Below are 11,175 nucleotides of genomic sequence, written 5' to 3'. Positions count from 1 at the left end.
AGAGTTTGTGATCCCAACGCCGGTACCACAAATCGTCACACCAAGGTCTGCAGCCCCACTTGCTACTGCTTCTCCGACGCGTTTACCGTAAATTGGATAATGGGTCCGAGTGAAATCGTACGTGCCACAATCTATTACTTCATAACCTTTACTTTTCAAAAAATCAGAAACTGCGATTTTTGTATCTGTGACAATGTGGTCACAACCAATGGCAATTTTCATTATTCATTCCTCCTTTTACGCCATTTTATTTAACATATCCACGCGAATTTGATGGCGGCCACCGTCATAGTGAGCAGATAAAAATTCTTTGACAATATTTTTTGCCAACTCTTCACCGACAATTTCAGAACCAATCGTAATCATAAGGGCATTGTTGTGTTCTCTAGTCATATATGCAGAACGTTCATCAGAGACTTCTGCAGCGACCATGCCTTTAACTTTTGTGGCTACCATAAAACTCCCCGCACCGTAACCATCAAAAGCAATTCCCATTGAGCCTGCGTTTTCTTTAATATCATTTGCGATAGCTAAAGTTGAATCAATGAAATCTGCGGCTGGTGTTTCTGTTTTATCCACGACTTCAAAACCTTCGCCAACTAGATACTCTTTGATAATATCCTTCAATTTCTTTGCCTGTGCATCTGAACCTAATACAACCCGCATTTTATCTCCCCTTAATGAATAATATTCGTATATTGCCCATAGTGATTTTTTACACTGTCACTAATTGCGTCATCGGTATACAAAGCATTAATTTCTTTCAAACTATAAAAATTATAAAAATCACTATGGTTAAACTTATTCGCATCGGCAACCAAAAATTTTTGTTGGGCTTTGTCTAGCACCAGTTGTTGAAACTTTCCTTCTTCGATACTAAAGGTAGACACATATTCTTCTGTAATACCATTGACCCCCACAAATGCTTTTTGAATACTTAATTTTTGGATTGTTTCATTGGCAATGGAGCCAACGAAAGCACCGGTAATATTGCGATATTCTCCCCCGATTAAGTATAAATCATGTTTTTCATTTGCCGTTAACAAATTAAAAACTGGAAGACTATTGGTAATAATGCGTAAATGTTTGGCCGGTAAATATTTTGTCATTAACTCAATTGTCGTACCCGGCCCAAGAAAAATAGTATCATTTTCTTGAATTGCCGCTGCTGCTTGTTGGGCAATATATTCTTTCTCACGACTATGAAGTTGCTTTTTTTCACCGTGGGATAACTCAACTGGACGTTCATTTTCAAAGTCGAGACTTTTAGCGCCCCCGTGAACCCGAATCAATCGGTTTTGAGAAGCCAATTCATCTAAATCACGGCGAATCGTCATATCAGAAACTTTCAATTGTTCCTGAATAAATTTCACCGTCACAACACCATGCACTTCACACAATTCAACAATCGCTTGTTGGCGTTTTGTTTTGAGCATCTCATCACCTTCCTTCGTTATAATAAAACATTTACAAACATTTTTCAACACTTTTATTGGGTTGTTGTTTTATTTTTTGCGTTTATTTTTTATTAAACGGTATCATTTTTGTACAGAAACAAAAAAAACAAACACTTGTAGCACTACAAGTGTTTGTTTCAGGCTTTCGTTTTGTCAGCCTTTGATAACAGAAACCTTATCTTCAAAGATTTGACTGCTATTGTATTCGTCTTGATTTGTGATAACAGCACTCACATCTTTTAAGCGATAAAAAGTATAGAAGTCTTCTTTATCAATTTTTGAAGTATCCATTAGTAAATAGCGGGCAAAAGAATTTTGCAATGCGATTAACTGTGTTTGGCCTTCTTCGATGGTAGCTGTCATAATTTTATCTTCTTTTAGTGCGTTACAACTAAAAAAACTCTTATGAAAATGCATGTCAGCTAAAGCGATATTCGCGATTTCACCAAAAAATGACCGCGTGCGCATCCGCATTTCGCCACCAATTAAATATACTTTCAAATTTCCCTGTTTTTTACTAAGTGTTTCAAAAACTGGTAGACAATTTGTAACTACCCGTAGTGAGTTATGCTGAATTAATTGAGCTAAGACTTCGATGGTGGTACCCGGACCTAGAAAAATCGTTTCATCTTCTTTAATTAATTCTAGTGCCTTTTGGGCAATTGCTTTTTTTTCGGTCATATTGATAATTTGTTTATCAGAATGGGATAATTCTTCTTGCCGATAAGTATGAACAGTCTTGGCACCACCATGGACACGTTTTAAACGGCCTTGCTCTTCCAATTCTGTCAAATCTCGCCGCACTGTCATATCTGAGACATTCAAGCGCTCTACAATATCAGCTACCCGAATGGTTCCTTTTTCATCAACTAATGATACGATTGCATTAAAACGTTCTTCTTTTAACATCTGCAATCCCCTTTCCGTAAAACATTACTACTTTTAAATAATATTACGCTATTTTAATTGAGATTGATAGTTTTTATCGCTAAATAATGTGCCGTAATCAAAAAAATCAACAAAGAAACAGTTGAAAAATTTTTAGCAAAAATTTACCACAAATTACTTTTGGCACTAAATTTTTCTTTGCCATTTTTTAGTATAGAAAAAATCTGAACCAAAGGTAGATACCTTTAGTTCAGATTTAATTTAATCAAACATAGAATCAAATAAAGACAATTGATTTTCATCAGGTAAATCTTTTAAAACACCATTTTCAGACATATATTCAATCAAGGTCTTGGATACTTTCCCACGGTTTGCTAAATCTTCTTTGGAAAGAAACGGACCATCTTTACGGGCTTCAACAATTTGTTTGGCTACGTTGATACCCAAACTTGGTACAGCTCGAAATGGTGCAATTAATTTGTTATCTTCAATGACGAAATTCACTGCATCTGATTTATACAAATCAATCATGCCAAATTCTAGGCCACGTTCTAACATCTCATTTGCTAATTCCAAAACGGTCAACATATTCTTTTCTTTAGTGGAGGCTTCCAAACCTTTATCAGTTATCTCTTTCATCCGATCTTTAACAGCGTCTTTTCCTCGGGTCATAGACACTAAGTCAAAGTCATCTGCTCGTACTGAGAAATAGGCACAGTAATATAAAATTGGATAGTAAACTTTGAAGTAAGCTACCCGCAACGCCATCAATACATAAGCTGCCGCATGGGCTTTGGGGAACATGTATTTAATTTTTGAACAAGAATCAATGTACCAATCAGGCACGTTATTTTCCCGCATAGCTGCAAGATACGTCTCCCGCAAATCATCAGGAATTTTATTCCATTGTCCTTTACGTACTGTTTCCATAATTTTAAACGCCATACCACTTTCAAGGCCGGCATGCATTAGATAAACCATGATATCATCACGACAACCAATTACCTCTGCTAAAGTTGCTTGCCCTTGGCGAATTAATTCTTCTGCATTGCCCAACCAGACATCGGTTCCATGGGATAGCCCAGAAATTTGTAATAATTCAGCAAAAGTAGCGGGATGCGTTTCTTCTAACATTCCCCGTACAAAACGCGTCCCAAATTCAGGAATACCTAACGTGCCGGTTCGAGAGAAAATTTGTTCCTCTGTCACACCTAAAACATCCGGACCGTCAAAAATGCGCATGACATTTGGATCATCGGTTGGAATTGTTTTAGGATCAATACCAGATAAATCTTGCAACATTCGAATAACGGTAGGATCATCATGGCCGAGAATATCCAGTTTTAAAATATTGTCATGAATGGAGTGAAAATCAAAGTGGGTTGTCTTCCATTCCGCGTTTAAATCATCAGCAGGATATTGAATCGGGGTAAAATCATAAACATCCATATAATCAGGAATTACAATAATCCCCCCCGGATGCTGACCGGTAGTTCGTTTCACACCAGTTGCCCCTTGTGCGAGCCGGTCGATTTCAGCCGCCCGCAATTGCATGTTGTGATCTCTTTCATAACCCTTCACAAAACCATAGGCCGTCTTATCAGCTACTGTACCGATTGTACCAGCCCGATAAACATAATCTTCACCAAACAAAACTTTTGTATAATTATGAGCCTCTGGTTGATATTCTCCGGAAAAGTTCAGATCAATATCGGGAACTTTATCTCCTTTAAAACCTAAGAAAGTTTCAAAGGGAATATCATGGCCGTCTTTATTTAGCCGCGTACCACATTTTGGACAAGCTTTTTCCGGCATATCAAAGCCCGAGCCATAGGACCCATCTTCATAAAATTCCGAGTACTGACAATTTGGACAATAATAATGCGGAGCCAAAGGATTTACCTCGGTAATCCCAGTCATAGTGGCAACAAAACTGGAGCCAACCGACCCTCTGGAACCAACCAAATAGCCGTCTTCATTACTTTTATGCACTAATTTTTGTGAAATCAAGTAAATCACGGAAAACCCATTACCGATAATTGATTTCAATTCTTTTTCCAATCGTTTTTCTACAATATCTGGTAAAGGATCCCCATACAATTCCTTGGCGCGATTATAACTCAAATTAGTAATTTCATCTTCTGAACCGGGAATTTTAGGCGTGTAAAGTTTATCTTTGACAGGTATTACTTTTTCACAGGAATCCAATAACTTGTTAGGATTTTCTACCACAATTTCTTTAGCGGTTTCTGGACCTAAAAACTGAAAAGCAGTCAACATTTCATCGGTTGTTCGAAAATGAACGTCTGGCAAACTGTGCCGATTTAACGGATTGGCACCACCTTGTGAGTTGATCAAAATTTTACGGTAAATACCATCTTCTTCATTTAAATAATGGACGTTACCCGTTGCCACAACCGGTTTATCTAGTTCATGCCCAATCGCGACTAAATTGCGGATAATTTCTTCTAAATCAGCTTCGTTTTTAACTAACTCTTGCTCAATCAAAGGAGCATAAACTGCTTTTGGCATGACTTCGATGTAATCGTAAAATTTCGCTCTCTCTTTTGCTTCATCGACACCTTTTTGCATCATCGCAACGAATACTTCGCCTTTATCACAGGCTGTTCCTAGTAGCAAACCTTCACGTAGTTTTGAAATTTCTGAGCGCGGAATGCGGGGCACACCACCATGAAAATATTTTACATTTCCCATTGAAATTAATTTAAAGAGATTTTTTAGCCCTGCTTGCGTTTGCGCTAAGATAGTTGCATGAAAAGGTCTAGCAGCTTTAAATGAATTCTCTCCACCAACATGCCGGTTTAAATCCTCGTGATAATGCATGTCGTGTTTTTCCATTGCCTCTTTAACAAAAATCCAAGCTAAGTGCCCCGTAGCTTCTGAATCATAAATCGCCCGGTGATGCTGTTCTAAACCAACACCAAATTTTTTCGTTAAAACACCTAAACCAAATCGTTTAAATTCCGGGTACAAATAACGTGCCAACTCTAAGGTATCAATAACTGGATTAACAGCTTCTGGCATCTCTAGGCGTTTATAAGTTGTATTAATAAACCCCATATCAAAAGAAGCATTATGGGCAACCAAAACACTGTCTTTGGCAAACTCCGTAAAGAGTGCCATAACTTCTTTTTCAGGTTTTGATCCTCGTACCATTTCATCGGTGATACCCGTCAAATCTACTGTCGTTTTAGACAAAGGGTGGCCAGGATCAATGAATTCATCAAAAGTAGCAATGACATTTCCCTTGTGCATTTTTACAGCTGCTAATTCAATAATCGTATCATAAACTGCAGATAAGCCGGTCGTTTCCACGTCAAAAACAACATAGGTTGCATCGGTTAACGAAACATGGGCTGGATTATAAGCCACCGGTACACCGTCATCCACCACATAGGCCTCCACGCCATATAAAACTTTCACCCCTGCTTTTTCCCCTGCATGATAAGCATCTGGGAATCCTTGGGCACCACCGTGATCGGTAATTGCAATCCCGCGATGTCCCCATTTTCCTGCTTGAGCAACTAAATCAGAGACGCTATTTGTCGCATCCATGGTACTCATATTCGAATGCATATGCAACTCCACACGCTTTTCGTCTGCTGGTGCATAATCTTTACGAGGATCATGTTTGACCTCAGCTATATCTTGGGCGATCATTACCAAATCTCTTTGGAAGGTGTCTTCTTGAATACTCCCTCTAATTTTTAGCCATTTGCCTTTTGTTAAAGCTTCAAAGATTTGTTCATCTTTTTCTCCATTTGAGAATTTTTTTACAATAAAAGAAGACGTATAATCCGTGACTTTTATTGTCAGTAATTTACGTTTTGTACGTAGTTCCCGCACTTCGGCATCAAAAACAAAACCTTCAAAAGTAACACGTCGTTCTTCTTCAATAATATTAACCATAGGTGTGATTGGCTCATCACTTGGAATATTGCGGCCTAAAACAAGTGGTCCTGCAGCTGGATTTTTTTCTTGTTTTTTCTTTTGAACATGTATGGCCATATTCTCTTGAGCTTGTTGCATTAATTGCGCATGTTGCACTTCTTGCCTTTGTACCATTTCTTGCAGTGCTTGTGCCCCTTTTGCCTCATCAAAGCGCGGCTCAATGCGAAATTTAGGAAACCCAAAGTCTTGGTAACTCATTTCCATTTTTGGTAAGTATTCACTGGTTAAATAAGAAATTACAGCTTCATTGGCTACTGGCAAAATAATTTTGTTGTCTTCTTTAAAGGGCATTTGTCCTTTTACTGCTTGTTCAACCGCTTTAGTACTACAATTTTGCTGCATAGCCAACGTCCAATATTCTTGTAAAAACGTCTCATCAAATTCATTTTTTGCGGTATTGATATGCAATTTAACTTGTGCAATTTCATTAAAAGCTAATTGCAGTTTTTGCCATATATTTTGATAGAGTGCAGCCGGTAAAAGCTCTGCTATAGATAAAGTGAATTCCCAGACACGCGACTTCCGATGGACGATAACCTCCGTGATTTCGCCGTCTTTTAATAAGGGATGCTGCCTTTGTTCTGGCGCCAAATCGATTTGCTCTAATAAAATTGCAAAACGTTCATTTCCATTTGCCAAAAAATCTTCCCCCTTCTTGCTTAAAGATACCTGAAATAGTATAAGCTATATTTTAAATTATTGCACGAAGTAAAAAACGCCAAACAATTCAAAACTGTTTGGACGCTTTTTTTAAAAGAACCAACGTTGAATATCATTCCAAGTCACAAGTACCATTAACAGTAATAAGAAACCAAAACCAATTAAGGTTAAAATTCCTTCTTTTTCTTGACTTAAGGGTTTTCCTCGTAGTCCTTCAATAACATTCAACACAATTTTTCCACCATCCAAGGCTGGAATAGGCAATAAATTCATTACGCCAAGGTTCATGGAGATAACGGCCATTAAAACCATGACGGTTAGCGGACCTTGCTTCGCCGCTTCAGAAGACATTTGAAACATCGCAACTGGTCCACCCAGTTTATTAATATCTGGTTTAGCAATCAAATTACCTAACGCGCGCAGTAATTGAACTGAACTATTTGCAGCTTGTTTAATGCCTCCTGTGAATTTGCCTAAAAAACTAGTATCCATTGGTACTTGTACCCCAATTCGCACCACTTTTTGTCCGTCAACTTCTTCTTTTTCCGGTTTTACTTGTGTAGTAAATGTTTCATTTTCTCTTTTGACGGTAAAATTCAAAACTGATTTTTTACTGCCTGTAATAGCAGCTGTTAAATCATCCCAAGAAGAAATTTTCTGCCCATCAATACTTTGAATGGCATCGCCTTCTTTTAACTTAGCTGATTGCGCTGGTGAATTTTCACTAATTGCGCCAATTTTATTTGTATTGGTTATTGCTACGCCCCCTTGAATAAAGGTGATAACAATAAACAAAACAATCGCCAACAAAAAGTTATTCATCGGGCCAGCAAAGTTAGTCAACATGCGCTGCCATAACTTTGCCGATTGAAACTGGACATCTCGCGGTGCAATGCGCACTTCAACACCATCAGATTCTATAATCGTGGCATCGTGCAAAACATCATATGTTACTAATTGGCTCTCATCACCATTTTGATATCCCGAAACGAACAATTTGTCTTCTAAATCAAATTCAGCTAATTCAAAAGGAAAAGCATTTACCAATTGCACTTTACTACTGGTATTGATTTGAGTCACTTTCCCTTTTTCATCTAATACCAAACCAATTGGCATTCCTGGAGTTAATTCTACTTCATCTTCGCCATTGCCAGCCATTCGTACATATCCGCCAATTGGCAATGCCCGCAAGGTAAACGTAGTCCCATCTTTACCTTGATGTCCCCAAATTTTTGGTCCCATTCCAATCGCAAATTCTCGCACTAAAATCCCCGCTCGTTTTGCAAAAAAATAATGACCAAATTCGTGTATAATAACAATTACACTAAACACGATAATAAATGTAATAAGTGTCTTCATGTTCTGTCTTCCCTTCATTCATAGCTTTTTTTACTAAAAAACTACTTACATACGTAAACTGTGCTTATTTATTTTATCACAGAAATACTGTGGGCAAAATGCCCAATCGCTTTTTGTCATTTTATCCTCTATTTTACAAATCGCAAACTAAAATGTTCCATTAAAATAAAGCAATCGTTAAAAGCCAGGTGTTCTCTGCCTCTTAAAGACTGCTTAATGTTCATTATTATTTTAAAAGATACCAAACAAATGCATAATTGGAAAAACAAACAATAGGCTGTCGAAACGATCTAAAATACCACCGTGACCCGGTAAAATATTACCTGAATCTTTAACACCGAAATGGCGTTTAACGGCTGATTCTACTAAGTCACCAAATTGTCCCACAATAGAGAAAATTACTGTGAAAATCAAAACAAGCGGTAGCGAATGTCCAAAATCTTGTTTGCCTTGGAAAATTAAGACATACACAGCGGCAACGACCACTGCTGAAATGATACCACCAAGGGCACCTTCGACAGTTTTATTTGGTGAAATTTCTGGCCATAATTTATTTTTGCCGTATTGACGCCCAACCATATAGGCACCAATATCTGTCGCCCAGACAATTAGTAGTCCGAAGAATAAAATAATGAGGCTCTCCCCTCGGGCACTAACAAAATCTCTAAAACCCATGCCCGCATACAAACTAACTAATACTGGAAAGCCCGCTTCGTCAATCGTGTACATATTTTTAGATACTACAGCAGCACCTAATAAAAGCAGTACCGTCAGATAAAACAGTGAAAAAGTATCTACATTAGCGGGTAAAAAGAAAAACCAACGCTCCTTAGGTAAAACTAGCAAAACTGCACCAACGGCACTTATAATCCCTTCAAAACTGACTATATTTAACTCTTTCATTCTAAATAATTCATAAACTGCTACTACAGCTAAAACAGCTGCAGTCACTTCGATTGCAATACCGCCGACATAAATAATCGGAATAAATAATGCCAAGGCGACTACTGCTGTGATGACTCGTTGTCTCACAACTACTCCTCCTTTGTTTTCAAAAGTTCCTTTATTTTTTCAAACCACCAAAACGGCGATCGCGATTTTGAAACGAAGCAATCGCCATTTCCAGTAACTCACCATTAAAATCTGGCCACAAAGCATCGGTAAAGAAAAGTTCACTATAGGCAATCTGCCATAATAAGAAATTACTAATCCGCTCTTCACCACTGGTGCGAATCAATAACTCTGGATCACGCAATTCACTTGGTAAAAATCCTGTCATTAAATGCTCGCTAATAAGAGCTTCAGTAATTTCCTCTTCCTTTGCATCTGTTTTTTTGAGCTCTGTGTAGATATCTTTTACTGCCGTCACAATTTCAGCCCTACTCCCATAGTTCAAAGCGAAATTTAAAACCATGCCGGTATTATCTTTTGTTTGTTCAATTGCCTTCTTGACTGCTTCTTGCGTATGCGCGGGTAAAAATTCCGTATAGCCCATGACATTTACCTTAACATTTTCTTTGATTAATTCTGGCACAAACTTATCAAAAAAATCTACCGGTAATTGCATTAAAAAACTAACTTCTTCTTCTGGTCGTTTCCAATTTTCAGTCGAAAAAGCATAGAGCGTTAACACTTTTATTTTCAAACTAGAAGCGTGCTTGGTAATCGTCTTAACTGTTTCCATCCCTTCTTTATGTCCAGCTACCCGCGGCAAGCGCCGATTTTGTGCCCAGCGACCATTGCCATCCATAATAATCGCAATATGTTTAGGAACAGCTTTGTTACTATCAAAAGTAAACTCTGCTTCTTCTTGCACATATTTATTTTTCTGTGGGAAAAAACGCCACATAAAAAAGCCTCCTAACTAATTCTCACTTTAAAATAAATCATCTTCCCCATTATAGCAATAATCAAAATGCTTGCCTATGAAAAGCAGTAAGGCTTAGTAAAAATCTTAAGGCCTTTATCCACATATTTGATATGAAAAGCGCTTTTTTACGCACTATAATGTTTCACAAAAAGAATGCAGGTAATATATTTCATGCAAATAAATGATTAACATAAGCATTTTCAGTTGATTTTGTTTCACAAAAAAACAACTGAAAGATTTAAATTTTTGGCCATAAGACACTTCTAATCGATGGGCAATCTAAATTTACAAGCTTTATCTGTAAAGCTTTGCTAACAAAACAGTAAGAATGTTGCTATCATTTGCTTTTTTATGATTGTCATTTTGACACCAAAAAAGCCACACAAAAATTGTGCGGCTTTCATCAAAGGTTTAAACTTCTAAAAGTTCTTTTTCTTTATCAGCAGCGATTTGATCTAACTGCTTAATACTATCGTCGGTTAACTGTTGCACATCTTTTTCTAAGTTGCGCAAGTCGTCTTCAGTGATATCGCTACTTTTTTCTTGTTTTTTATAAGCATCCATCGCATCACGGCGCACATTACGAACAGCAACTTTAGCGTTTTCTGCTTCTTTTTTTACTTCTTTAGCTAATTCTTTCCGACGTTCTTCGGTTAATTGCGGAAAGACAAGACGAATTACTGTACCATCACTTTGTGGTGTAATTCCAATATCACTTGTCAATAGTGATTTTTCCACTTCTTTAATCATTGATTTATCAAAAGGCGTAATTAAAAGCACCCGTGCTTCTGGAGTTTGAATTGAAGCCATTTGATTAAGTGGTGTTGGTGCGCCGTAATACGGTACTAAGATACGGTCAAGTAAGCCTGCGTTGGCACGACCAGCTCGAATTTGTCCCAATGTACGTCGTAAATTATCAGCAACCTTTTGCATTTTTTCTTTTGCTTCTGTCATTGTTGCATCTGCCAT

General features: G+C 37.6%; 9 protein-coding genes. All 9 read right to left on the bottom strand.

Going from position 1 to position 11,175, the window contains the following annotated elements; translation table 11 throughout:
- On the bottom strand, positions 1-222 hold a 222-nt coding region (locus JZO76_RS13790), incomplete at its 3' end, for an RpiB/LacA/LacB family sugar-phosphate isomerase (protein WP_206905770.1).
- 15 nt (positions 223-237) lie between these two features.
- Complete coding sequence (gene lacA / locus JZO76_RS13785; protein WP_206905757.1) at positions 238-666, bottom strand: galactose-6-phosphate isomerase subunit LacA; 429 nt, start codon at positions 664-666, stop codon at positions 238-240.
- A gap of 11 nt (positions 667-677) precedes the next feature.
- On the bottom strand, positions 678-1,436 hold the full coding sequence (locus JZO76_RS13780) for a DeoR/GlpR family DNA-binding transcription regulator (RefSeq protein ID WP_206905756.1): 759 nt from the start codon (positions 1,434-1,436) through the stop codon (positions 678-680).
- A 174-nt stretch (positions 1,437-1,610) separates the two neighbouring features.
- Positions 1,611-2,366, bottom strand: coding sequence for a DeoR/GlpR family DNA-binding transcription regulator (locus tag JZO76_RS13775; RefSeq protein ID WP_206905755.1), 756 nt, complete (start codon positions 2,364-2,366; stop codon positions 1,611-1,613).
- A gap of 240 nt (positions 2,367-2,606) precedes the next feature.
- Positions 2,607-6,956: a PolC-type DNA polymerase III gene (locus JZO76_RS13770; protein ID WP_206905754.1), complete on the bottom strand. Its 4,350-nt coding sequence runs from the start codon at positions 6,954-6,956 to the stop codon at positions 2,607-2,609.
- A gap of 111 nt (positions 6,957-7,067) precedes the next feature.
- Entirely contained in the window at positions 7,068-8,336 is a 1,269-nt protein-coding gene (gene rseP, locus JZO76_RS13765; RefSeq protein WP_206905751.1) for an RIP metalloprotease RseP, read from the bottom strand.
- A 231-nt stretch (positions 8,337-8,567) separates the two neighbouring features.
- A complete protein-coding gene (locus JZO76_RS13760) occupies positions 8,568-9,368 on the bottom strand; it encodes a phosphatidate cytidylyltransferase (protein WP_206905750.1) in 801 nt (266 codons plus the stop codon).
- 31 nt (positions 9,369-9,399) lie between these two features.
- Positions 9,400-10,185, bottom strand: coding sequence for an isoprenyl transferase (locus tag JZO76_RS13755; protein ID WP_206905749.1), 786 nt, complete (start codon positions 10,183-10,185; stop codon positions 9,400-9,402).
- Between the two features lie 432 nt (positions 10,186-10,617).
- Complete coding sequence (frr, locus tag JZO76_RS13750; protein ID WP_206905748.1) at positions 10,618-11,175, bottom strand: ribosome recycling factor; 558 nt, start codon at positions 11,173-11,175, stop codon at positions 10,618-10,620.

The sequence above is a fragment of the Candidatus Enterococcus myersii genome (genome assembly GCF_017316025.1).
Classification (GTDB): domain Bacteria; phylum Bacillota; class Bacilli; order Lactobacillales; family Enterococcaceae; genus Enterococcus_C; species Enterococcus_C montenegrensis.
The sequence above is the reverse complement of the archived record's forward strand: the minus strand, read 5'-3'. Positions and strand labels throughout refer to the sequence as shown.

What these genes read in the sequence shown, in the direction of transcription:
- frr (WP_206905748.1), bottom strand. Translation starts at nt 11,175, where the DNA reads ATGGCAGATGCAACAATGACAGAAGCAAAAGAAAAAATGCAAAAGGTT.
- lacA (WP_206905757.1), bottom strand. Translation starts at nt 666, where the DNA reads ATGCGGGTTGTATTAGGTTCAGATGCACAGGCAAAGAAATTGAAGGAT.
- JZO76_RS13755 (WP_206905749.1), bottom strand. Translation starts at nt 10,185, where the DNA reads ATGTGGCGTTTTTTCCCACAGAAAAATAAATATGTGCAAGAAGAAGCA.
- rseP (WP_206905751.1), bottom strand. Translation starts at nt 8,336, where the DNA reads ATGAAGACACTTATTACATTTATTATCGTGTTTAGTGTAATTGTTATT.
- JZO76_RS13780 (WP_206905756.1), bottom strand. Translation starts at nt 1,436, where the DNA reads ATGCTCAAAACAAAACGCCAACAAGCGATTGTTGAATTGTGTGAAGTG.
- JZO76_RS13775 (WP_206905755.1), bottom strand. Translation starts at nt 2,366, where the DNA reads ATGTTAAAAGAAGAACGTTTTAATGCAATCGTATCATTAGTTGATGAA.